Origin of the sequence: Paraburkholderia sp. GAS333 (genome assembly GCF_050435665.1) — a bacterium.
Classification (GTDB): domain Bacteria; phylum Pseudomonadota; class Gammaproteobacteria; order Burkholderiales; family Burkholderiaceae; genus Paraburkholderia; species Paraburkholderia fungorum_A.
On the sequence record NZ_JBNDKS010000001.1, the window covers coordinates 212,419 to 236,801 of the forward strand.

Annotated in this window: 19 protein-coding genes; 15 read left to right on the forward strand and 4 right to left on the reverse strand. The window is 63.7% G+C overall.

Annotated features, from left to right (window positions below; genetic code table 11):
* Nucleotides 1-5 precede the first annotated feature (5 nt).
* The 7 genes from ABH945_RS01005 to ABH945_RS01035 all read left to right on the forward strand — a co-directional run bounded on the left by ABH945_RS01005 (nt 6) and on the right by ABH945_RS01035 (nt 8,297).
* Nucleotides 6-1,199, forward strand: coding sequence for a phosphoglycerate kinase (locus ABH945_RS01005; protein WP_074765584.1), 1,194 nt, complete (start codon nt 6-8; stop codon nt 1,197-1,199).
* 442 nt (nt 1,200-1,641) lie between these two features.
* Entirely contained in the window at nt 1,642-3,078 is a 1,437-nt protein-coding gene (pyk, locus tag ABH945_RS01010; protein WP_074765582.1) for a pyruvate kinase, read from the forward strand.
* 213 nt (nt 3,079-3,291) lie between these two features.
* Entirely contained in the window at nt 3,292-4,356 is a 1,065-nt protein-coding gene (gene fba, locus ABH945_RS01015; protein ID WP_074765580.1) for a class II fructose-bisphosphate aldolase, read from the forward strand.
* A gap of 131 nt (nt 4,357-4,487) precedes the next feature.
* Nucleotides 4,488-5,378 carry a phosphoribosylaminoimidazolesuccinocarboxamide synthase gene (locus tag ABH945_RS01020; RefSeq protein ID WP_429249461.1) on the forward strand — a complete coding sequence of 297 codons (891 nt, stop codon included), beginning with the start codon at nt 4,488-4,490 and terminating at the stop codon, nt 5,376-5,378.
* 49 nt (nt 5,379-5,427) lie between these two features.
* Entirely contained in the window at nt 5,428-5,946 is a 519-nt protein-coding gene (purE, locus tag ABH945_RS01025) for a 5-(carboxyamino)imidazole ribonucleotide mutase (protein WP_074765577.1), read from the forward strand.
* Nucleotides 5,947-6,040: 94 nt separating this feature from the next.
* Nucleotides 6,041-7,237, forward strand: coding sequence for a 5-(carboxyamino)imidazole ribonucleotide synthase (locus ABH945_RS01030; protein WP_074765575.1), 1,197 nt, complete (start codon nt 6,041-6,043; stop codon nt 7,235-7,237).
* Nucleotides 7,238-7,247: 10 nt separating this feature from the next.
* Nucleotides 7,248-8,297 (forward strand): L-threonylcarbamoyladenylate synthase, encoded by a 1,050-nt coding sequence (locus ABH945_RS01035; RefSeq protein WP_429249462.1) that lies wholly within the window; start codon nt 7,248-7,250, stop codon nt 8,295-8,297.
* A gap of 220 nt (nt 8,298-8,517) precedes the next feature.
* Here ABH945_RS01035 and ABH945_RS01040 read toward each other — a convergent pair whose 3' ends face one another.
* The 3 genes from ABH945_RS01040 to dacB all read right to left on the reverse strand — a co-directional run bounded on the left by ABH945_RS01040 (nt 8,518) and on the right by dacB (nt 12,680).
* The gene (locus ABH945_RS01040) at nt 8,518-9,768 is read right to left on the reverse strand and encodes an SGNH/GDSL hydrolase family protein (protein ID WP_429249463.1); all 1,251 of its coding nucleotides are present in this window, start codon (nt 9,766-9,768) and stop codon (nt 8,518-8,520) included.
* Nucleotides 9,769-9,862: 94 nt separating this feature from the next.
* A complete protein-coding gene (locus ABH945_RS01045; protein WP_074765567.1) occupies nt 9,863-10,825 on the reverse strand; it encodes a sterol desaturase family protein in 963 nt (320 codons plus the stop codon).
* A gap of 205 nt (nt 10,826-11,030) precedes the next feature.
* Entirely contained in the window at nt 11,031-12,680 is a 1,650-nt protein-coding gene (gene dacB, locus ABH945_RS01050) for a D-alanyl-D-alanine carboxypeptidase/D-alanyl-D-alanine endopeptidase (protein WP_429249464.1), read from the reverse strand.
* 313 nt (nt 12,681-12,993) lie between these two features.
* On the opposite strand from dacB, the gene ABH945_RS01055 reads away from it, so the two are divergent.
* The 6 genes from ABH945_RS01055 (at nt 12,994) to ABH945_RS01080 (ending at nt 18,800) form a co-directional block, all read left to right on the forward strand.
* Entirely contained in the window at nt 12,994-13,656 is a 663-nt protein-coding gene (locus ABH945_RS01055) for a response regulator (protein WP_429249465.1), read from the forward strand.
* 4 nt (nt 13,657-13,660) lie between these two features.
* Nucleotides 13,661-14,962 carry an ATP-binding protein gene (locus ABH945_RS01060; RefSeq protein ID WP_074765559.1) on the forward strand — a complete coding sequence of 434 codons (1,302 nt, stop codon included), beginning with the start codon at nt 13,661-13,663 and terminating at the stop codon, nt 14,960-14,962.
* A 161-nt stretch (nt 14,963-15,123) separates the two neighbouring features.
* The gene (locus ABH945_RS01065) at nt 15,124-16,647 is read left to right on the forward strand and encodes a DegQ family serine endoprotease (protein WP_074765557.1); all 1,524 of its coding nucleotides are present in this window, start codon (nt 15,124-15,126) and stop codon (nt 16,645-16,647) included.
* Nucleotides 16,648-16,955: 308 nt separating this feature from the next.
* A complete protein-coding gene (locus tag ABH945_RS01070) occupies nt 16,956-17,453 on the forward strand; it encodes a hypothetical protein (protein ID WP_074765555.1) in 498 nt (165 codons plus the stop codon).
* A gap of 159 nt (nt 17,454-17,612) precedes the next feature.
* Nucleotides 17,613-18,005 (forward strand): DUF427 domain-containing protein, encoded by a 393-nt coding sequence (locus ABH945_RS01075; protein ID WP_074765553.1) that lies wholly within the window; start codon nt 17,613-17,615, stop codon nt 18,003-18,005.
* A 33-nt stretch (nt 18,006-18,038) separates the two neighbouring features.
* Nucleotides 18,039-18,800, forward strand: coding sequence for a CoxG family protein (locus tag ABH945_RS01080; protein WP_074765552.1), 762 nt, complete (start codon nt 18,039-18,041; stop codon nt 18,798-18,800).
* A gap of 46 nt (nt 18,801-18,846) precedes the next feature.
* Here ABH945_RS01080 and ABH945_RS01085 read toward each other — a convergent pair whose 3' ends face one another.
* Entirely contained in the window at nt 18,847-19,488 is a 642-nt protein-coding gene (locus ABH945_RS01085; protein ID WP_074765550.1) for a TetR family transcriptional regulator, read from the reverse strand.
* Between the two features lie 431 nt (nt 19,489-19,919).
* Between ABH945_RS01085 and ABH945_RS01090 the strand changes: the two genes are divergently transcribed.
* Together ABH945_RS01090 and ABH945_RS01095 are read left to right on the forward strand one after the other, a co-directional pair.
* Nucleotides 19,920-21,152 carry an efflux RND transporter periplasmic adaptor subunit gene (locus ABH945_RS01090; protein ID WP_429249466.1) on the forward strand — a complete coding sequence of 411 codons (1,233 nt, stop codon included), beginning with the start codon at nt 19,920-19,922 and terminating at the stop codon, nt 21,150-21,152.
* An 18-nt stretch (nt 21,153-21,170) separates the two neighbouring features.
* Nucleotides 21,171-24,383 (forward strand): efflux RND transporter permease subunit, encoded by a 3,213-nt coding sequence (locus ABH945_RS01095; protein WP_074765546.1) that lies wholly within the window; start codon nt 21,171-21,173, stop codon nt 24,381-24,383.

The window sequence follows — 24,383 nt, forward strand, 5'->3', positions numbered from 1 at the left end:
CGCCCATGAACAAGGTATTGCGTCTCTCCGATCTGATCGCCGAAGGCAAGTTGTCCGGCAAACGCGTGTTTATCCGCGCCGATCTGAACGTGCCGCAGGACGATCAAGGCAACATCACCGAAGACACCCGTATCCGCGCCTCCGTGCCGGCTATCAAGGCGGCGCTCGACGCAGGCGCGGCCGTGATGGTCACCTCGCACCTGGGCCGCCCGACCGAGGGCGATTTCAAGCCGGAAGACTCGCTCGCACCGGTCGCCAGGCGCCTCGCCGACCTGCTCGGCCGCGACGTGCCGCTGGTGGCGAACTGGGTCGAAAACGGCGTGAACGTGGCGCCGGGTTCGGTCGTGCTGCTGGAAAACTGCCGCGTCAACAAGGGCGAAAAGAAAGATTCCGACGAGCTCGCGCAGAAAATGGCGAAGCTCTGCGACATCTACGTGAACGACGCGTTCGGCACCGCACACCGCGCCGAAGCCACCACCCACGGCATCGCGAAGTACGCGCCGGTCGCTTGCGCCGGTCCGCTGCTCGCGGCTGAACTCGAAGCGCTCGGCAAGGCGCTCGGCGCGCCGAAGCGTCCGCTGGTGGCGATCGTCGCCGGCTCGAAGGTGTCGACCAAGCTGACCATTCTGAAGTCGCTCGCCGACAAGGTGGATCAGTTGATCGTCGGCGGCGGCATTGCCAATACGTTCATGCTGGCTGCCGGCCTGAAGATCGGCAAGTCGCTGGCCGAAGCCGATCTGCTCGAAGAAGCCAAAGCCATTATCGAATCCGCGAAGGCCCGTGGCGCCTCGGTGCCGATCCCCGTCGACGTGGTGACTGCGAAAGAGTTTTCGCCCACCGCCAAGGCCGAAATCAAGGCAGTCGCCGATGTTCAAGACGACGACATGATCCTCGACATCGGACCGGAAACCGCGAAAACGCTCGCCTCGCAGCTCGAAAAGGCCGGCACGATCGTGTGGAACGGACCGGTCGGCGTGTTCGAATTCGACCAGTTCGGCAACGGCACGAAGACGCTGGCAGACGCGATCGCCAAGTCGGGCGCGTTCTCGATTGCAGGCGGCGGCGACACGCTCGCGGCCATCGCCAAGTACGGCATCCAGGAAAAAATCAGCTACATCTCGACGGGCGGCGGCGCCTTCCTCGAGTTCCTCGAAGGCAAGAAGTTGCCGGCTGTCGAAATCCTGGAATCGCGGGCTTAACGTGACGACGCGCTCCCCCTCGACAAAGTCTGCTAAAACGCGCGGCGCCAAACCGGCGCGCGGCACCGCAGCAACGACGGCAGGGGAGCGCGCAGTGCGCTCCGCCGCCACTCCGGCGGCGTCTGCAGCGTCAGTTGAAGCAGAACAATCCGGCTCGTCTCTCGCGCTCGCGGAGTTGACCACGGCCACCATCGACGAAGCAGCGGAATCGTCCGCTGACCCTGTTGCGCAGAACGCGCCGTCGCAGGCTGAACTCCCGCACGAACACGCAGAGCTCGCGCCCCCACCGGCACCCCCCGTGCTGGTCTCGAACACCGCCTTTACCAATAAAGCGACGCTGGTTTCAACCGGCGCGCAACCCCTCGCATCATCTTTCGGTGCGCAGCCTCCGCATCCGACTCGCAGCGCTTTTCCCAGCGATCCCATCCAGACGAGGAGACTCATGCATCGCGCTACCAAGATTGTCGCTACCATCGGACCGGCTTCCAGCACGCCGGAAGTCCTGCTGCAAATGATTCAGGCAGGAGCGGACGTGGTGCGGCTCAATTTCTCGCACGGCACCGCCGACGACCACCGCCAACGCGCCGAATTCGTGCGCGAGGCGGCCCGTCAGGCCGGCCGCGAAGTCGCCATCATGGCGGACCTGCAGGGCCCGAAAATCCGGGTCGGCAAATTTGAAAACGGCAAGATCATGCTCGTTGCCGGCGAGCCGTTCATCCTCGACGCCGAATGCGAACTCGGCAACGAACAACGCGTCGGTCTCGATTACAAGGACCTGCCGCGCGATCTGAAAGCAGGCGACGTGCTGTTGCTCAACGACGGCCTGATCGTCCTGAACGTCGCACGCGTAATTGGCAGCGAGATTCACACGATCGTGAAGATCGGTGGCGAGCTGTCGAACAACAAGGGCATCAACCGTCAGGGTGGCGGTTTGACGGCCCCCGCGCTGACCGCGAAAGACATGGAAGACATCCGCACGGCGATGTCGCTCGGTGTCGATTACGTGGCCGTGTCGTTCCCGAAGAACGCGACCGACATGGAAATGGCCCGGCAACTGGCGAACATCGCCGGTGCGCCGTACGGCATCAAGCCGAAGATGATCGCGAAGATCGAGCGCGCCGAAGCGATTCCGGCGCTGCAAGGCATTCTCGACGCGTCGGACGGCATCATGGTCGCGCGCGGCGATCTGGCGGTGGAAGTGGGCAATGCCGCAGTGCCGGCGCTGCAAAAGCGGATGATCCGCATGGCGCGCGAGTCGAACAAGTTCGTGATCACCGCGACCCAGATGATGGAGTCGATGATCTACGCGCCGGTGCCGACCCGCGCCGAAGTGTCGGACGTCGCGAACGCGGTGCTCGACGGCACGGACGCGGTGATGCTGTCGGCGGAATCGGCGGCGGGCAAATACCCGGTGCAGACCATCGAGACGATGGCGGCGATCTGCGTCGAAGCCGAGAAGTCGGAACAGTCGGAACTGGACAAGGATTTCCTCGACCGCACGTTCACCCGCATCGACCAGTCGATCGCGATGGGCGCGCTGTTCACGGCGTTCCACCTCGGCGCGAAGGCGATTGTCGCGTTGACCGAATCCGGCTCGACCGCGTTGTGGATGTCGCGTCACTGGACCCACGTGCCGATCTTCGCGCTCACGCCGCGAATCGGCAGTGAGCGGGCTATGGCGCTGTACCGCAACGTGACTTCGCTGCATCTGGACACCAACACCGACCGCGACACCGCGTTGCAACAGGCGCTGGAAACCGTGGTGAAGAAGGGTTACGCGTCGCACGGCGACATGGTCGTGCTGACCGTCGGCGAGCCGATGGGTCAGGCTGGCGGCACCAATACGCTGAAAATTGTGCGGGTCGGCGAGCCGTATTGAGAAGTGACTGCTTGATCGGCGCAGGGTCGATTGAGCGGTGCAGACTGACATGCCCCGCGAGAGGCGGCACACAGGCTTCAATTGCGTCTGGAAGCGCCAGGAACGCTCGACGTTTTAAGCCATCGTGTGACGGGCATGCAGTTTGCACCGCGGAAAAATCGCCAAATAGATGCCGACGGCACAAGAATTCGTTTCAATCTATGGAGTTAAAGCATGCCTCTCGTATCAATGCGTCAACTGCTGGACCATGCCGCCGAAAACGGTTATGGCCTTCCGGCATTCAACGTGAACAATCTGGAGCAGGTGCAGGCCATCATGGCAGCGGCCGACAAGGTCAATGCCCCGGTCATCATGCAGGCGTCCGCGGGCGCACGTAAGTACGCTGGCGAAGCGTTCCTGCGTCATCTGATCGAAGCAGCGGTCGAGTCGTATCCGCATATTCCGGTCGTGATGCACCAGGACCACGGGCAGTCGCCGGCGGTCTGTATGGCGGCGATTCGCAGCGGTTTCACCAGCGTGATGATGGACGGTTCGCTCGAGGCCGACGGCAAGTCGGTGGCATCGTACGAGTACAACGTGGACGTGTCGCGCAAGGTTGTTGAAGCGGCGCACTCCATCGGCATCACGGTCGAGGCTGAACTGGGCGTGCTCGGTTCGCTCGAAACCATGCAGGGCGACAAGGAAGACGGCCACGGCGCGGAAGGCAAGATGACCCGCGAGCAATTGCTGACCGACCCGGAGCAGGCAGCCGACTTCGTCAAGCTGACGCAGTGCGACGCACTGGCCATCGCGATCGGCACGTCGCACGGCGCGTACAAGTTCAGCAAGAAGCCGACGGGCGACATTCTGTCGATTCAGCGCATCAAGGAAATTCACCAGCGCATTCCGAACACGCACCTGGTGATGCACGGTTCGTCGTCGGTGCCGCAGGAATTGCTGGCTGAAATCCGCGAATTCGGCGGCGATATGAAGGAAACCTACGGCGTGCCGGTCGAAGAAATTCAGGAAGGCATCCGTAACGGCGTGCGCAAGGTCAACATCGACACCGACCTGCGTCTGGCGATTACCGGCGCGATCCGCCGCTACATGGCGACCAACCCGGGCAAGTTCGATCCGCGCGATTATCTGAAGCCGGCGCGCGAAGCGGCGATGAAGGTTTGTATCGACCGTTACATGCAATTCGGCTGCGAAGGCCAGGCTGGCAAGATCAAGCCGCTCTCGCTTGATAAAATCGCGGAGAAGTACAAGTCGGGCGAGCTGGCGCAGGTCGTCCGTTAAGCTGTAACAGGCTCTACACCTGGCCATCCGGCCAGGTTGTCGTTAGATCGCCGTTCCCGCATCATCGGGGGAACGGCGTTTCCCTTTTGTTCCGGTCACACTTTTTGCCTCACTTTTAGCGAACCACGACGATGTCTACCCTCTACGAATCTACGCTCCACTCGCTGCCGCTGCTCGGCCGCGGTAAAGTCCGCGACAACTATGCGGTGGGCAACGACCGGTTGCTGATCGTCACGACCGACCGTCTGTCGGCGTTCGACGTCATCATGGGCGAGCCGATTCCGAATAAGGGTCGCGTGCTCAACGAAATGGCGAACTTCTGGTTCGACAAACTCGCGCACGTGGTGCCGAACCATCTGACGGGCGTCGCGCCCGAATCCGTGGTCGCGGCCGACGAAGTCGAGCAGGTGAAGGGCCGGGCGGTAGTCGTCAAGCGCCTCGAGCCGATTCTGGTCGAAGCGGTGGTGCGCGGCTACCTGGCCGGCAGCGGCTGGAAAGACTACCAGGCAACCGGTTCGGTGTGCGGCGTCGAACTGCCGCCGGGTCTGCAAAACGCACAGAAGCTGCCTGAGCCGATCTTCACGCCGGCAGCCAAGGCCGAAATGGGCCATCACGACGAAAACATCACGTACGACGACATGGAGCGCCGCATCGGCACCGAACTGTCGGCGACGATCCGCGACATCTCGATCAGGCTGTACAAGGAAGCGGCAGACTACGCTGCGACCCGCGGCATCATCATCGCGGACACGAAGTTCGAATTCGGTCTGGACAACCACGGCAAGCTGTACCTGATGGACGAAGCGCTGACCGCCGACTCGTCGCGCTTCTGGCCGGCTGACCAGTATCAGGTCGGCACCAACCCGCCGTCGTTCGACAAGCAGTTCGTGCGCGACTGGCTCGAAACGCAGGCGTGGGCGAAAGAACCGCCGGCGCCGAAGCTGCCGGACGACGTGGTCACGAAGACGGGCGAAAAGTATCAGGAAGCGCTCGAACGTCTGACCGGTCAGAAGCTCGCCTGACTACGCGCTTGTCGTATCAGTACCGTTCGAGAAACAGGGAAGCCGTAAGATGAGTGAAGCTCAAACTGCCCATACGCATGGCGCGCCGGTCGTCGGCGTGCTGATGGGCTCCAGTTCCGACTGGGAAGTCATGAAGAACGCCGTGGCGATTTTGCAGGAATTCGGCGTGCCGTACGAAGCGAAGGTTGTGTCGGCGCACCGTATGCCCGACGAAATGTTCGCCTATGCTGAAAGTGCGCGTGAGCGCGGCATCCGCGCGATCATCGCGGGCGCGGGCGGCGCGGCGCATCTGCCGGGCATGCTGGCCGCGAAGACCACGGTGCCGGTGCTCGGCGTGCCGGTCGCGAGCAAGTATCTGAAGGGCGTCGATTCGTTGCACTCCATCGTGCAGATGCCGAAGGGCGTGCCGGTTGCGACGTTTGCGATCGGCGAAGCGGGTGCGGCGAATGCTGCGCTGTTCGCGGTGTCGCTGCTCGCCGGCACGAGCGACGAATACGCGGAGAAACTGGCTGCGTTCCGCGTGCGCCAGAACGAAGCGGCTCACGCAATGGTATTGCCGGCGCTGTAATCGCGCGGGCTGATTGATATAAGACGTCCCCTGTCTGACCCCCGGCCGGGTGCCTGCTTTCTCGAGGCCCACCCGGCCGCGACCGACCACTAAGATGAACCCAGACAACACACCGGTTTCACCGATTCTGCCAGGCGCATGGCTTGGCATGGTCGGTGGCGGCCAGCTCGGCCGCATGTTCTGTTTTGCCGCCCAGTCCATGGGCTATCGCGTCGCCGTACTCGACCCGGACGAAAACAGTCCGGCGGGCGCCGTCGCCGATCGCCATCTGCGCGCGGCTTACGACGACGAAGCGTCGTTGACCGAACTCGCGCGGCTGTGCGCGGCGGTGTCGACCGAATTCGAGAACGTGCCGGCCGCGAGCCTCGACTTTCTCGCGAAGACCACGTTCGTGAGCCCGGCGGGCCGCTGCGTGGCCGTCGCCCAGGACCGGATTGCCGAGAAGCGATTTATCGCGTCGTCGGGCGTGACGGTGGCGCCGCACGTAGTGATCGAGTCGTCGGACGCGCTCGCCGCGCTCGACGACGCCGCACTCGAAGCCGTGCTGCCGGGCATCCTCAAAACGGCCCGCATGGGCTACGACGGCAAAGGCCAGATTCGCGTACGCAATGCCGAAGAAGTGCGCGAGGCGCATGCGTCGCTCGCCGGTGTTGCCTGCGTGCTGGAAAAACGCCTGCCGCTGAAGTTCGAAGTGTCCGCGTTGATCGCGCGCGCTTCGAGCGGCGCGTCGGTGGTGTATCCGCTGGCGCAGAACACGCACCGCGACGGTGTGCTGTCGCACACCATCGTCCCCGCGCCGGACGCAAGCCCGACGCTGGTCGAGCAGGCCCAGCAAGCCGCGCTGCAAATCGCCGAGAAGCTTGGCTACGTGGGCGTGCTGTGCGTGGAGTTTTTCATCCTCGAAGACGGTTCGCTGGTCGCCAACGAAATGGCGCCGCGTCCGCACAATTCCGGCCATTACACCGTCGACGCCTGCGCGACCAGCCAGTTCGAACAGCAGGTTCGCGCGATGACCGGCATGCCGCTCGGCGACACGCGTCAGCACTCGCCGGCAGTCATGCTGAACATTCTCGGCGACGTGTGGTTCCCGGACGGCCCGAAGGGCGCGGCGGTCACGCCGCCATGGCACGAAGTCGCGGCGATGCCGGCGGCGCGTCTGCATCTATACGGCAAGGAAGAAGCCCGCTGTGGCCGCAAGATGGGTCATATCAACTTCACGGCGGCATCGCTCGAAGAAGCCCGCACGGCTGGGCGCGATTGCGCGCGGCTTCTGCACATCATCACGAGCTGACGCGAGCACCATGCCGGATCAACAGAAACCCGCTGAAGGCGCCGCGAGCGCATTGCCTGTGAGCGCCGCGCAGATCGAGCACGCGGCTGCGTTGCTCGACGCGGGTGGTCTGGTCGCATTCCCGACCGAGACCGTGTACGGACTCGGCGGCGACGCCGAGAGTCCCGATGCCGTCGCGCGCATTTACGCGGCGAAGGGCAGACCGGCGAATCATCCCGTCATCGTGCATCTGGCGCCGCAGGGTGATCCGAATTACTGGGTCGAGCATCTGCCCGCTGAAGCGCAGCGTCTGATCGACGCGTTCTGGCCCGGCCCGCTGACGTTGATTCTGAAGCGAGCCGCGCGAATTCCGGCAGCGGTCAGTGGCGGGCAGGATTCCGTGGGGCTGCGTTGCCCGTCGCACCCGGTGGCGCAAGCGCTGCTGGAAGCGTTCAGTGCTTTGCGCGGCGGACATGGCGGCGTGGCCGCGCCGTCGGCGAATCGCTTTGGGCATGTGAGCCCGACCACGGCGCAGCATGTGCGCGACGAGTTCGGCAGTTCGATTCACGTGCTCGACGGCGGCGCGTCCGATGTCGGCATCGAATCGACCATTCTCGATTTGTCGCGCGGTTTTCCCGCGCTATTGAGACCGGGCCGCGTGACGCCGCAAGATATCGCCGACGTCCTCGGCGAAGCGCCGCGTCTACCCGATGGTTCGGATGCAACCGCACCGCGTGCTTCCGGCACGTTGAAAGCGCATTACGCGCCGCGCACGCCGTTGGCGCTGTTGCCCTTCAACGCGCTGGAGCCGTTGCTGATCGCGCGTGATGCGGGCGAGCGCGTGGCGCTGGTGGCGCGCGCGTCGCGTGCCGGTCATTGGGCCGATGCCGAAGGCGTGCATTTCATTGCCGCGCCCGAAGATCCGCACGTCTACGCGCGTGAGTTGTATGGCTTGCTGCGCGCGTTGGATCGAGCGAACGTCACGCAGATTCTGATCGAGAAGTTACCGGATACGATCGAATGGATCGCGGTGAACGATCGTTTGGGACGTGCGGCAGCGGCTTTCGAGGCGCAGAGCTGACGGCGTTGGGTTTCATCGCTCGTGATGGCTGGCGGCGATTCGTTTTTTCAAATGAGTCGTTAGTGGGCCACTGGTAGCCGACTGGCCATACACGCAACCAGGCATTCCCGCGACATTCGCACTAACCGTCCACCGCAATAAAAAACGCCCGGCATAACTATGCCAGGCGCTTTCGATACACCAGGTACTGCGCGCCATCAGGCGCGCGTCCCTCATTCCGTTACTTACCCAAACCGCTCGCAGCAATCTGCGTCTGAACGTACTGCGCGAACAGCGCGTGCGTGTGCGTGCTCGGGTGCACCGTATCGGCGAACATGTAGGTCTGGTCGGCGCCGGCCACCGTGTAGGTTTGCGGCGAGCAGAACAGCGACGAACCGAACTGCGCACCGTACTCGGCCGGGGTAAGACCGTTGGTCGCCGCCGGATTCGCCGTACCGTAGGCCGTTGCGTTCGCGACCATGGTGGTGAGGTTACATGCCGTGCCGGTGTTCGACACCGTGAAGCCCAGCGCCTTGTAGTTCGGCAACTGCTGATCGAGCCACGTGAACGCGTCGGCGACGATCACCTTGCCGGTTCCCAGGAGGCCGTAGGCCGTCAGGGCCTGAATCAGAATGCCGTTGTAAGCCGCAGTGACCCCTGACAACAGCGCAGCCGCGCCAGGCGTTGCTGCTTCGGCGGCGACGCCGAGCGGCGTGTTGCCGATGTCCGGCACCGTCGACACCACCACGTGGGTTGCACCCGAAGCAACGATGGTATTGATTTGCGCAGCGAGCGCGGCAGCGGCTTGCGCGATCTGCGGGTTGGCCAATTGCTGCAGGTAGCCGGCGATGAACGTCACCTGACCTGCCTGCGTGTTCGGCAACGTGCCGGCCTGCACCAGCAGCGGGTATTGCGTCTGCAGCGCTGCGCCGAGGGCAGCCAGGCTTCCGGTGGTATCGGCAAACTGGAAGATGTCGTTCGCGCCGCCGTTGATCAGCACGAGCTGGTTCGAATTGAAGCTCGTATGCGCGCTCAGGTAGTTCTGCACCTGAGTCACGACCGGCACCGTCGTGGCCGCCGCATTGTTCGGCGCCCAACCTTCGCCTTCAGCATTGACGACATCCGAGCCGCCCTGCGCGTAGCCCAGGCCGCCCGTTGCGGTCAGCGGCTGACCGAAGCCGCCGAGGTACGCCGCCGTCAGCGTGTCGCCGTAGTATTCGGCGACCTTCTGCGTCCACACTTCGCCTGGGTTGGTCGTGAAGCGGCCGCCGCCGAAGCTCGCCTGAATCACCGGTGCATAGGTGCCGACGTCCGACAGGCTGTCGCCGAACGACACCACCTGCAATTTGACGCCCCCTGCCGGCGTGCTGCTGCTCGAATTGTTGTTGTCGCTACCGCCGCCGCAGGCAGCGAGCATCGCGAACGCGGCGCTTGCCACGGCGATCTGTTTGACACGCAACCATTGCTGTTTCTTCGATGCTGTTTGCTTCATGTTGACTACATCTCCTCGTATGTGTGGCCTTTGCGCCATGTGTTGCAGGCAGCGTCCACCGCGTCGGCGGCGTGAGCGCAGCTTACAGAATTTTTCACGGTCTGCGCGGCGTTTGAAACGCAGCTTGATGGTTTTCACCGATGCCGGATTGATCACCCGTTTGGTCGCTCGATGCAGGATTCATCAGCGGCGAGCCGGCGGCGCGGCGCGCATGATAATTCGCTGCCCACGCGGGCGGCGCGAACAGCGCGCGCCACTTGTTGCGCCAGCCGCGCACGCTCGCGAAATCGGCGGCCATCGACGCCCATTCGTGAAACGTCGCCTTCAGCGGGTTATAGGTGTGAAGCGGCTCGACGATGCCGTACACCGGCGCGTCGTGTGAATCTTCGTCGACATAGCTGCCGAACAGGCGATCCCAGAGCACCAGCACGCCCGCATAGTTCCGGTCGATATAACGGTCGTTGCGCGCGTGGTGCACGCGATGAATGGACGGCGTATTGAACACGTATTCGAGCCAGCCGAGCTTGCCGATGGCCTGCGTATGCACGAAAAACTGGAAGCCGAGATTGATCAGCACGATCGCGACGATCTGCTTCGGTGGAAAGCCGAGCACGGCAAGCGGGATCCAGAACAGCCACATGCCGGCGACCGGATACATCAGGCTCTGACGGAACGCGGTCGAAAAATTCATCCGCTCCGACGAGTGATGCACGACGTGTGCGGCCCACAGCCAGCGCACCCGATGGCTGCATCGATGGAACACGTAGTAGAGCAGGTCTTGCGCAACGAACAGCACGATGAACGACACCCACGTCGCCGGCCATGTGTGGATGCGGTAGTGCTCGTAGAAGAAAGCGTAGACGGGGATGATGGCGAGCCACGCGAGCTTGTCGGCGGCCTGCTGCATGAGGGCGAGCGCAGCGTTGCACAGCGTGTCGCGCCAGCTATAAAGCTGCGCGCCCGGCCGTGTGCGCCGCAGGTGCCACGCCTCCCAGCCGATGCATGCGAGAAAGACTGGCGCCATGGCGAGCAGCAGCAATTCGGCATCGAATTGCATGGTGTCTTCCTCCGTGGTCCCTGACCGCTGCGTGGTCGCAGCGGGTGGTGTCGTTGTCGTTCGAGTGTGCCGCGCGATGCCCTGCGTTTGCGCGGCTTATGCTGCATGTTGCGTGTTTGCCGCGCGTTTCACACGCGTGTCAAACACTGCCCGACAGCGTACACGCTCAGGACGTTGCCGCGCGCGCCTTCGCTAGAATGAATCCTCAGTGGCTCGCGCGCTTGCGCGGGTTTTTCCTGGGCTTGCTGCGCGGCTCTTCGACGGGATCGGCGACCTTGGTAAAACCTTGCGACGGCCCTTCATAGACCCATTCGAGCAACGCGTCGTGCGCGGCGCGCGCGGCTTCCGAATGCGGATCGTTGATCAGGCTCACGACCACGTAACTGTTACCGTCCGCCGATGCCACATAGCCTGCAATTGCACGCACGTCGCGCAACGTGCCGGTCTTGATGTGCGCATTGCCGCCCGCGCCGCGATTGGTCAGGCGGTTGCGCATCGTGCCGTCGACACCCGCAATCGGCAGCGACTCCACGAATACCTGCGCGACCGGGCTCGCGTTGGCCCGCTGCAGCAGATCGGCGAGCGACAGCGCGGTGACGTGTTCGTCGCGCGACAGACCCGAGCCGTTGTCGAGCGACAGGTATTGCATGTCGACGGCATCGCGGCGCAAAAACGCCTCGATTGCACGAGCCGATTTGGCCGGCGTCGCCGGCGGTTTTTCTTCGGCTGCGCCGATCGTCAGGAACAGATTGCGCGCCATCGTGTTGTTGCTGAACTTGTTGATGTCGCGAACGATGTCGGACAGCACCGGCCCCTCGTGCGTCGCCACGAGTTTCGCGCCGAACGGCACCGCGCCTTCGCGCGTCGCGCCGGTGAAGGTGCCGCCGGTCTGCTGCCACAGCGCGAGGAAACCGCCTGCAAAAAATGCCGAGTGATCGAGCACCGCCACGTTGATCGTGCGCGGATCGCAGCGCATCGAGTAGTCGCCGGTGAACGATGCGACCACGGTGCCGTTCGGCTGCGGCGTCACGGTCGGCGAAACCGAGGCTGCGTCGCCACGGCACGGGCCGTTGACTGCGCGCATCTGGTTGTCGATCTGCAATTGCGACAGCGCGGGCAGCACGTCGATCGTGACCTTGCCGTCGGGCGACGGCGTCAGCGTGAACGACAGCGATTTAAACGCGTAGAGCAGCGGATCGGGGCCGACGTTGTAAGGCGCGGTGGCGTCGTCGTCGAACGGCGGCAGGTCGCGAGTGGACGGATCGAAGTAGCGCTTGTCGAGCACCAGCGCGCCGTCGATTCCGTTGATACCCGCCTTGTGGATCTTCTGAACGAGATCGATCAGTTCTTCGGGCACGAGCTTCGGATCGCCGGTGCCCTGAATGTACAGATTGCCGTGCAGCACGCCGTTGCCGTCGAGCGTGCCGTCCGCGTACGCGCTGGTGCGCCAGCGGTAGTCGGGGCCGAGAATCGACAGGCCGGAATAAGTGGTGACGAGCTTCATCGTCGACGCGGGCATCATCGGCTTGCCCGCGTTCAGCGCGAGCAGCGGCGTACGGTCGCCGACTTTTTCCACCACCACGCTGATCGACGACAACGGCACATGCGCGCGCTGCAAGCCTGCCATGACCGGTTGCGGCAACACCGTCGTAACGTTGACGCTGGGATGCACAGCCTTGACACGAGCCTGCGCGGCAAGCGGCAGCACAGCGCCCGACGTGAGCGTGGCGCAGGCGAGCAGCCATGCCGCCGCATGCGGCGCAATCTGTGCGGACGCGGGAACGGTGGAGGCAGAAGAGCGACGTGGACGCTGCGCCAGGCGGCGTGCGATAGAGAACAGAAAAGCGTGCGTCATGAACGGGCGAACAAGCAAAATGTCGGGGCGTGGGGCACGCGGCCATCCGGGTTGTGTCGGCGCATGGCGGGACGCGTCAGTTCAGCGGCTGCATCGTGCGCAAGTGGTATTGGCCAACGCGCCGACGCGTCGAAGAAATGACGCATTTCGCATACGCGAGCAGCACTCGCAAACCGCAATCGCCGCCGCGCGACGCAAAGCGCCCATTGTAGTGACATGCCGCCAGGCTGAGGTGAAAAAAGCAGCACGCGCCGCGGATGGCGGGGGCGGGCGCTAGAATGCGGCATCATCAAATGTTTCGGAACGGACAACCATGCGCATTTTGCTAGTCGAAGACGACCGGATGATCGCCGAAGGCGTGCGCAAGGCGTTGCGCGGCGAGGGTTTCGCGGTCGACTGGGTGGAAGACGGTGAATCGGCGATCCGCGCGGCGTCCGGGCAACCTTACGATCTGGTTCTGCTCGACCTCGGCCTGCCCAAACGCGACGGCCTCGACGTGCTGCGCACCTTGCGCGCGCGCGGCCATGCGCTGCCGGTGCTGATCGTCACCGCGCGCGACGCGATTGCCGATCGCGTCAAAGGGCTCGATGCGGGTGCCGACGATTACCTCGTCAAACCTTTCGATCTCGACGAACTCGGTGCGCGGATGCGCGCGCTGATTCGCCGTCAGTCGGGCCGCAGCGATTCGACGATCCGCCACGGCAATCTCACGCTCGATCCCGCGTCGCATCAGGTCACGCTCGACGGCGCGCCGGTCGCGTTGTCCGCGCGCGAATTCGCGTTGCTCGAGGCGCTGCTCGCACGGCCCGGCGCGGTGCTGTCGAAAAGCCAGCTCGAAGAAAAAATGTATGGCTGGGGCGAGGAGATCGGCAGCAATACCGTCGAAGTCTATATTCACGCGCTGCGCAAAAAACTCGGCGCGGAACTGATCCGCAATGTGCGCGGCCTGGGCTACATGATCGCGAAGGACGCCTGAGCCGATGCGTTCGATTCGCCGACAGTTGCTGGTCTGGTTGCTGGCGCTCGTGCTGCTCGGCGTCGGCATTGCAGGATGGCTGATTTACCGGCAGGCGCTCGCCGAAGCCAACGAACTCTTCGATTACCAGTTGGAGCAGATCGCCGCCGCGCTGCCGTCCGAACCGTTCTCGCAGGTGCTCGGTTCGCGCGATACCGGCGACGAAGGCATCGTGCTGCAAATCTGGAATCGCAATGGCGTGCTCATGTACTACTCGCGGCCGAGCGCGCCGCTCGCGCCGCGCGCCGAGCTGGGGTTTTCGACGGAACATACCGAACGCGGCGAGTGGCGCGTGTATGGCGCGATCGTCGGCGATAACGTCGTGCAGCTTGCGCAGCCGGTGTCGGTGCGCAACCGGCTCGCGGCCAACGTCGCGTTGCGGACGCTGTGGCCGCTGATCGTGCTGCTGCCGCTGATGGGCATGGCGGTGTGGGTGATCGTCGGGCGCGGGCTCAGGCCGTTGCGGCGCGTCACCAGCGCGCTCGACGCGCGTCATCCCGAAGCGCTCGATCCGTTGCCGGATCAGCGTCTGCCGCTCGAAGTGCAGCCGCTGGTGCGCGCGTTGAACGGCCTTCTGCATCGGCTCGCGACCGCGTTGGATATCCAGAAAGCCTTTGTCGCCGATGCCGCGCACGAATTGCGCACGCCGCTTGCCGCCGTGCAGATTCAGGCGCAACTCGTCGGTCGCGCAAAGGACGATGCCGCCCGTAGCGATGCGCTCGCCGATCTTCAGGCCGGCGTCACGCGGGCCACGCGGCTTGCCGAGCAGTTGCTCGCGCTCGCGCGTTCCGAACCGGACGGCCTGGCGGTAGCCAACCCGATCGATTTGCGCGCGCTGCTGCAGGAGTGCGTGGTGGCTTACGCGCCGCTTGCGGAGAATCGCGGAGTGGATCTGGGCATCGAGACGAGCGACGCCGCGACCGTTACCGGTGACGCCGACGCGCTACGCGTGATGTTCAATAATCTCGTCGATAACGCCGCCAAGTACACGCCGCACGGCGGGCGCGTCGACGTCAGTCTGCGGGCGGAGGGCGGGCGTCCGGTGGTGCGCATCGCCGACAGCGGCCCGGGGATCGAACCCGCCGACCGCGATCGCGTGTTCGACCGGTTTTATCGTGCGGGCGCGGGTGCCAATCGCGCGCGCACGGACGTTGCCGGTAGCGGGCTGGGGTTGGCGATCGTGCGCCGGATCGCCACGCAGCACCACGCAACCGTCTCGCTCGATGAATCGTCGGCGGGTGGATTGCAGGTCACCATTCGCTTCTGAAAAACGATGCTGTTTCTCACGCAAAAGCCGTAAAAAACCTTGATTAAAGGCGACGCTCTATCGCAAATAAGGTTCCTCCGATTGCTTAAGACTCTTTTAAGTGACAGCACGTACGCTCCTTGACATCCCCAAAGTCTCTTTTCTCCAGTCAGGAGTGCACGATGAACGCGAAAACCTTGTCCCGCAGCGCTGTTGCAGTGGCTATTGCCGTTGCGCTTTCCGCCGGCTATGTGGCGGGTCATCGCGATCTGCCCGCGCCGCAGGTGATCTCGCCCGTGCAGGCCGCCATGATGCCAGCCGAAGCCGCCGCCAAAACCGGTATTCCCGACTTCTCCGGTCTGGTCGAAACGTACGGCCCAGCCGTCGTCAACATCAGCGCGAAGCACGTGGTCAAACAGGCGGCGCTGCGCGGCAATGGTGGTAACGGCCCGAGCGCTGGCGGCAACCAGTTGCCGATCGATCCGAGCGATCCGTTCTATCAGTTCTACAAGCACTTCTTCGGCGGTGTACCGGGCATGCAGGGCGGCGACGGCGGTGGCGACGCTCAGGATCAGCCGAGCGCGAGCCTGGGTTCGGGGTTCATCGTCAGCAGCGACGGCTACATCCTGACCAACGCGCACGTGGTGGACGGCGCGAACGTCGTCACCGTGAAGCTCACCGACAAGCGCGAATTCAAGGCGAAAGTGGTCGGCGCCGACAAGCAGTCCGACGTCGCCGTGCTGAAGATCGACGCGGGCAATCTGCCGACCGTGAAGATCGGCGATCCGCGTCAGAGCAAGGTCGGTCAGTGGGTGGTCGCGATCGGTTCGCCGTACGGCTTCGACAACACCGTGACCTCGGGCATCATCAGCGCGAAATCGCGCTCGCTGCCGAACGAAAACTACACGCCGTTCATCCAGACCGATGTGCCGGTGAATCCGGGCAATTCGGGCGGGCCGCTGTTCAATCTGCAAGGCGAAGTGATCGGCATCAACTCGATGATCTATTCGCAGACCGGTGGCTTCCAGGGCCTGTCGTTCGCGATTCCGATCAACGAAGCGATCAAGGTCAAGGACGACATCGTCAAGACCGGCCATGTGAGCCGCGGCCGTCTCGGCGTCGCCGTGCAGGGGATGAACCAGACACTCGCCAACTCGTTCGGCATGCAGAAGCCGAACGGCGCGCTGGTCAGCTCGGTCGATCCGGGTGGCCCGGCTGCGAAGGCCGGCTTGCAGCCTGGCGACGTGATCCTGTCGGTGAACGGCGATCCGGTCAACGATTCGTCGGATCTGCCGGCGCAGGTTGCGGGTCTGGCTCCGGGCAGTTCGGCCACGGTGCAGGTGTGGCGCGACAAGGCCACGAAGGACCTGAAGGTGACGATCGGTTCGTTGTCGGATGCGAAGGTCGCGTCGAACAAGGCCGATGAGCCGACGCAGTTGCAAGGCCGTCTCGGCGTGGCCGTGCGTCCGCTGACGCCGGAAGAGAAGAGCGGCGCGTCGGTGTCGCATGGTCTGCTGGTGCAGCAGTCGGGCGGCGCGGCGGAAAGCGCCGGCATCCAGCCGGGCGACGTGATTCTGGCGGTCAACGGCCGGCCGGTCGCGAGCGTCGATCAGCTCAAGCAGATGATTTCCAGCGCCGGTAACAGCATCGCGCTGCTGATCCAGCGTGACAACGCGCAAATCTTCGTGCCGGTCGATCTCGGCTGATGACACCGCGCTGAACAGGCGGTGCGGCCGGCCGCATCAATGGCAGTTTGACCGACGCATCACCCGTTTCAGCCCGCGATTGAAGTAACGCTTGCCGGTCCGTTTGCACTTACTGCAAACGGACCGTTTTCTTTTGGGCGGACGAAAACCGGGGGCAGCGGCGGCTTCGCTGGCCGCAAGCCGCGACGCGCCAGCGTTTCCAACCAGCGCCCCGTTCCGCAGACCGCCTGGCATGCAGGTTGCGTCTGCCTTGATCCGGGCCCATCGAGGCATACCGGACGACAAGGACCTTAACAAGGAGCGAACCGATGAAAACCCAACGCAATCAGCGAAGGATCGTAGCCGCTGCGGTATGCGCAGCGCTCACGCTCGGTCTGGCGGGCGGCGCGTATGCACAACAGGCAAGCGACACGACTGGCGGCAGCACCACCGACCAAAGCAGCGCGGGCAACGACAACGGCGGCGGCATGCCGCAAACCCAGCAGCAAGGCGATGTCTCGTTCGTGTCGGGCGGCGTCGGCCTCGACGAGTCGAAGGCGCTGCAGCAGGCGCAAAGCCACTGGCCGCTATCGCTGCGCTTCACCGGACCGGGTTCCGAGTTCGTCGCCGACGTCAAGGTACGCGTGGTCGACGCGCACAACACCGAGGTGCTGAACACGTCGTCGCGCGGGCCCTATATGCTGGTCAAGCTGCATCCCGGCCACTACACCGTGCACGCGCAATACAAGGATCGCGACCAGTCGAAATCCGTGACCGTCCCGGCCAGCGGCAACACCAAGGCCGCGTTCTACTGGGGCGCGAAGTAAGCGGCTGAACGTTCCGGCGACGCTGCGGCCGCCGCGGAACGCCGTGCAGCGCTGCCGCGCAATCGGCGGAAGTTTGGCCGATAATGAAGCCACGGGCGCGTCCCGTGGCTTTTCTGTTGGATCACACGCAACCTGCCGCACACCATCACGGAGCGAGACATGAGCGATGCCCAGACCCCTCACGGTAGTACCGGCGCGAGCACGGGCGGCCACTCCATCTCGATCAGCGGCAATAGTCACCGGGTGCGCGTGATACACGGCGGCGTGACCATGGCCGACACGCAGGCAGGTTTGACGCTTTCCGAAACCGGTCTGCCGGATGTGTTCTATTTTCCGCGCGAACACGTGAACATGGCCCGGCTCGAACGTTCTGCACATACGTCGCATTGCCCGTTCAAAGGCGACGCGTCGTACTTTCATCTGCGTACCGAAGACGGTTTGATCGAAAACGCCGTGTGGAGCTACGAAGCGCCGCTCGAACCGGCTATGCAAATCAAAGGGTATCTCGCGTTTTACTCATCGCGCGTCGACCGCATCGATCAGACATCCTGATCCCGTGGTCGCGCGTTTATCGGGGAGGCTGGTATGGAGCTGAACGACGTATTACGGATTCCGCTTGCGCCGTCCGACGTCTGGGCGGCTTTGCAGGATCTCGCGCTGTTGCGCGCCAGCCTCGACAATTGCGAGTCGTTCACCCGTCTTTCCCACGGCGAATACACGCTGACCATGACCGTGCCGCTCGGTCCGCTGCGCGCGCGTTACGACGTGCGCGCTCATGTGGCGGGTCAGGATTCCGGTCCCGCCGATGCGCAGCGCCGCACGATCAACTTCAAGGCCCGTGCCGAGGGCATCGGTGCGTTGCGCGGTCAGATTGAAATGCGTTTGCGCGCGGAAGAGGGCGCGCACGGCGCGGGTCGGGAGCGTGGCACGCGCATCGAGTACACGGTCTGGGCGACGGCGTCCGGGCCGCTTGCCGAACTCCCGACGCGTCAGCTGGAGAACGCGCTGCGTCAACTGGCCGAGGATTTTTTCACCGAATTCAACGCGGTCGTGCGGGCCAAGCATGGACAAGGTCCGAACCGGGCGCGTGGATCGGCGGGGCGTCGGCAGCATGTGTTCCTGCGACCGATCACGCTGGGCGGCATCGCGCGCCGCTCGCGCACCGAGCACGACAACGCGCTGGCCGGACGGACGGCTAGCGCATCGCACGGTGTCTCGCGTGGTGTATTGCCGGGCGTGTCGCGCCGGTCGACGGGACCCGGCGCGGTGCCGAACTGGGCGTGGGCCGCGATGATCTTCGTGGTCGCGCTGCTGTTGTACGTGGCGCGCTGGATCAGCGAGCACTGACGACGCGTCGCGTTGTTGGTAACGGCGTGGCAAACCGCGCAGCCAACTACGCCGTCTTCCTGCGCAACGCCGGACTCAACCGCAGCGAATCGAAAATCCCTTCCAGCATCTGCTGCGCGTGCGCGCCGAAATCGGTGGCATCGGGAAGAAACAGCATGTCGCGGAGCGATCCGCTGACAAACGCATGCACCATTGCGGCCGCCAGCTTCGTATCGAGATCGGCGGGCAGCTGCCCCCTGGAGATCGCGTTGCGCAGACCCCCTTCGATCTTCAGAAGCCCTTCGCGCATATTGGTCTGATAGCGCACCATCACCGGTCCCATCTCCTCGACCAGCTCACACTTCAGAAACAGGATGTCGAATACGCGCCGGCGACGCGGGTCGTTAGCCGTATCGCGCAGACACACCACGCAGATTTCCATCAACCGCCCAAGCGGGTCGGGCTCGTTAGGGTCCTGCGACGCGGCCTTGAGTTCGTCCAGCGGCAGCAGCACGCGGTCGAACATTTCGGTGAAGAGATCGCTTTTGTGCTCGAAATGCCAGTAAATGGCGCCGCGCGTGACACCGGCAGCCTGGGCGATGTCGGCTAACGAGGTGCGTGACACCCCTTTCTCGAAGAAAACCTGTTCGGCCGCATCGAGAATGCTCGCGCGGGTCTCCTGCGCCTCTTCTTTGGTTCTTCTGACCATGTTGGTAAGACCTGCCCTGACGGTGGGGTTTTTGCCGGATGAGCGTTATTAAGTCAATCCGATGACAATCTGTCTGCTAAATGGGCAAATAGCGTTGTGATCTTGCGGGTCCCCGCCTGCAAGAATAATAAATGCACTTTTACGTGCATTCATGAACGTATATATAATAGCAGCCCACGATCGGATAGCCCAAGCCGTGACGACCGGTTAATATCCGTCACTGTTGCCTTTCAAACGCTTTGCGCCGTGCCTGAACGGCGGCGCCGCGCGGCATTTCCCGGTTTGGCGCATTCACATAAGGATGCCCCTGCAGGTGCGGTTCGCATCCACGGGCTTCCGGTCGAGCGTCGCAAGACGCATGTGTGCGCTGTCGTCCCCGGGGTAGGGATGCGCGCACTTTTTCATTCTCAGTCTTAGACAGAGGTCGCTCCATGCGCGTCGAACGGGTTCCATTCCGCTTAATCAGTGCCGCGACGGCTGCCGTATTGCTGGCAGCGTGCGGACAAAAACAATCTGCCCCGCCGCCACAAACGCCCGAAGTCGGCGTCGTCACTCTCCAGCCGACCACGGTGTCAGTGGTCACCGAGCTGCCTGGCCGCACCAGTGCCTTCCTCGTGGCGCAAGTGCGCGCGCGGGTCGACGGCATCGTGCTGCGCCGCGAGTTCACGGAAGGCAGCCAGGTCAAGGCCGGTCAGCGGCTGTACAAGATCGACCCGGCGCCGTACATCGCCACGCTGAACAACGCGAAGGCAACCCTCGCGAAGGCGCAGGCGAACCTCGTGTCGGTCACCGCGCAGGCCAACCGCTATAAGGTGCTGGTCGCGGCAAACGCAGTCAGCAAGCAGGACTACGACAACGCCGTCGCCTCGCAAGGCCAGGCGGTCGCCGACGTCGCAGCGGGCAAGGCAGCCGTCGACACCGCGCAGATCAACCTCGGCTATACCGACGTGACCTCGCCGGTTACCGGCCAGATCGGCGTGTCGCAAGTCACGCCGGGCGCTTACGTGCAGGCGAGCGCCGCGACGCTGCTGGCAACCGTCCAGCAACTCGATCCGGTCTATGTCGACCTGACGCAATCGAGCCTCGACGGTCTGAAGCTGCGCCGTGAAGTGCAGGAAGGGCGTCTGAAGACGACCGGTCCGAACGCCGCGCAAGTCTCGCTGATTCTCGAAGACGGCCGCACTTACTCCGAAAAGGGCAAGCTGCAGTTCACCGACGTGACGGTCGACCAGGGCACCGGCTCGGTCACGGTTCGCGCGATCTTCAAGAACGCCGACAAGGTGCTGCTGCCGGGCATGTTCGTGCGTGCGCGCATCGACGAAGGCGTCAACCAGAATGCGATCGTCGTGCCGCAAATCGGCATCACGCATGACCAGAAGGGTCAGCCGACCGCGCTGGTCGTCGGTGACGACAACAAGGTGGTGCTGCGTCAGCTCGTGACCAACGGTACGTACGGCAACAACTGGGTGGTCGCAAGCGGCCTCAAGTCAGGTGAGCGCGTGATCGTTCAGGGCACCGACAAGGCACGCCCGGGTATGCAGGTCAAGCCAGTTGCCGCGCAACTTCCCGCCACCCCCGCTTCCGACGCAGCCGCTCAGGGTGCGCCGGCCGCCAGCGGTGCTGCGCAGACGGCTCAACCCGCCTCTGCTGCATCGGGCGCGTAATAACAGGGAGCCCGCCTCATGGCAAAGTTCTTCATTGATCGCCCGATTTTTGCATGGGTGATCGCCATTATTCTGATGCTCGCGGGTATCGCGTCGGTCTTTACGTTGCCGATCGCGCAATACCCGACCATCGCGCCGCCGGCCGTGCAGATCAGCGCAACGTACCCGGGCGCATCGGCGAAGACGGTGGAAAACACCGTCACGCAGGTGATCGAGCAGCAGATGAGTGGTCTCGACCACTTGCTGTACCTGGCGTCCACGTCGGACGACTCGGGTACTGCAACCATCACGCTGACGTTCGCGGCCGGCACCAATCCTGACATCGCGCAGGTGCAGGTGCAGAACAAGCTGCAGCTCGCCACACCGCTGTTGCCGCAAGCCGTGCAGCAGTTGGGCACCAAGGTCACGAAGTCGAGCAGCAGCTTCTTGCTGGTCATGGCTTTCGTGTCCGAAGACGGCAGCATGAGCAAGTACGACCTGGCCAACTACGTCGCGTCGAACATCCAGGATCCGGTCAGCCGGATCGACGGTGTGGGTACGGTGACGCTGTTCGGCTCGCAGTACGCGATGCGGATCTGGCTCGACGCGAACAAGCTGAATAACTTCGGCCTGACGCCTGTCGATGTGCAAACCGCACTGACCGCGCAGAACGTGCAGGTCGCGGGCGGTTCGCTCGGCGGCACGCCGTCGGTGCCGGGTCAGGTGCTGCAGGCCACCATCACGCAGGCCACGCTGCTGAACACGCCTGAACAGTTCGGCAACATCCTGCTGAAGGTGAACACGGACGGCTCGCAGGTGCGTCTGCGCGATGTGTCGCACATCGAGCTGGGCGGCGAAAACTACAACTTCGACACCAAGTACAACGGGCAGCCGACGGCCGGCTTCGGTATCCAGCTCGCCACCGGCGCAAACGCGCTGGCCACGGCGAAGGCGGTACGCGCGAAGGTCGCTGAACTGTCGAAGTACTTCCCGCACGGCCTGGTCGTCCAGTATCCGTACGACACCACGCCGTTCGTGCGCCTGTCGATCGAAGAAGTGGTCAAGACGCTGCTCGAAGGTATCGTGCTGGTGTTCCTGGTCATGTACCTGTTCCTGCAGAACCTGCGCGCCACGCTGATCCCGACGATCGCCGTGCCGGTGGTGCTGCTGGGCACGTTCGCGGTCATGGGCCTGGTGGGCTTCTCGATCAACACGCTGTCCATGTTCGGGCTGGTGCTGGCCATCGGCCTGCTGGTGGACGACGCGATCGTGGTGGTGGAAAACGTCGAGCGGGTGATGCAGGAGGAGGGCTTATCGCCTCGCGACGCAACCCGCAAGGCGATGGACCAGATCACCGGCGCGCTGGTCGGCGTGGCGCTCGTGCTGTCGGCGGTGTTCGTGCCGGTGGCGTTCTCGGGCGGTTCAGTCGGCGCCATTTACCGGCAGTTCTCGCTGACGATCGTGGCGGCGATGGTGTTGTCCGTGCTGGTCGCGTTGATTCTGACGCCGGCACTGTGCGCGACGATTCTGAAGCCGATTCCGAAGGGGCACTCGGAAAAGACCACCGGCTTTTTCGGCTGGTTCAACCGCACGTTCAACAAGAGCCGCGACAAGTATCACTCGGGCGTTCACCACGTGATCAAGCGCTCGGGCCGCTGGCTCATCATCTACATGGTGGTGATCTTCGCGGTGGGTCTGCTGTTCGTGAAGCTGCCGAAGTCGTTCCTGCCTGACGAAGACCAGGGCACGATGTTCGTGCTGGTGCAGACGCCGTCGGGTTCGACCCAGGAAACCACCGCGCACGCGCTGAAAGACGTGTCCGACTACCTGCTCAACGACGAGAAGTCGATTGTCGAATCCACCTTCACGGTGAACGGCTTCAGCTTCGCCGGTCGTGGTCAGAATGCGGGTCTCGTGTTCGTGCGGATGAAGGACTACGCGCAGCGTCAGCACTCGGACCAGAAGGTCCAGTCGCTGGTGGGTCGTCTGTACATGCATTTCGCCGGCTACAAGAACGCGATCGTGTTCCCGGTCAATCCGCCGTCGATTCCTGAACTCGGCACGGCAGCGGGCTTCGACTTCCAGTTGCAGGACCGCGCGGGTATCGGCCATGAAAAGCTGATGGAAGCACGGAACATGCTGCTGGGCATGGCTGCGAAAGATCCGACGCTGGCTCAGGTGCGTCCGAACGGCCTGAACGATACGCCGCAGTTCAAGGTGAATATCGATCGGGAGAAGGCACAGGCGCTCGGCGTTTCCGTGTCCGATATCGACACGACGTTCTCGATTGCGTGGGCCTCGGCGTACGTGAACAACTTCCTCGATACCGACGGCCGGATCAAGAAGGTCTACCTGCAAGGCGACGCGCCTTTCCGGATGAAACCGGAAGACGTGAGTGCGTGGTTCGTGCGTAACAGCGCGGGCGCGATGGTGCCGTTCTCGGCTTTCGCCAACACGGAGTGGATCTACGGTTCGCCGAAGCTCGAGCGCTACAACGGTATTTCGTCGGTCGAAATCCAGGGCGCAGCGGCACCGGGCAAGTCGACCGGTCAGGCCATGACGGCCATGGAAGCGCTCGTGGCGAAACTGCCGGCGGGTATCGGCTACGAATGGACCGGCCTGTCGCTGCAGGAACGCCAGTCGGGTTCGCAGGCGCCGATTCTGTACGGCATCTCGATTCTCGTCGTGTTCCTGTGTCTCGCGGCGCTGTATGAAAGCTGGTCGATCCCGTTCTCGGTGATCATGGTGGTGCCGCTCGGCGTGATCGGCGCACTGCTGGCCGCTACGCTGCGCGGGCTCGAGAACGACGTGTTCTTCCAGGTGGGTCTGTTGACGACGGTCGGGTTGTCGGCGAAGAACGCGATTCTGATCGTGGAATTCGCCCGCGAACTGCAGCAGGGTGAAGGAATGGGGCCGGTCGAGGCCGCGCTGGAAGCGGCGCGTCTGCGGTTGCGTCCGATTCTGATGACCTCGCTCGCGTTCATTCTCGGCGTGTTGCCGCTCGCTATCAGTAACGGCGCAGGTTCGGCGAGCCAGCACGCAATCGGTACCGGCGTGATCGGCGGGATGTTGACGGCGACCTTCCTCGCGATTTTCATGATCCCGATGTTCTTCGTCGTGATCCGCGCGAAATTCGGCGGTGACAAGGAAGACCCGGATGCGGCGCTCGCACACTACAACCAGCACCATCCGCATGATCCGCAAGCTGGCGGCTCGGCGGCTGATGAGGGCTCGGGCAAGGACGGACATTGA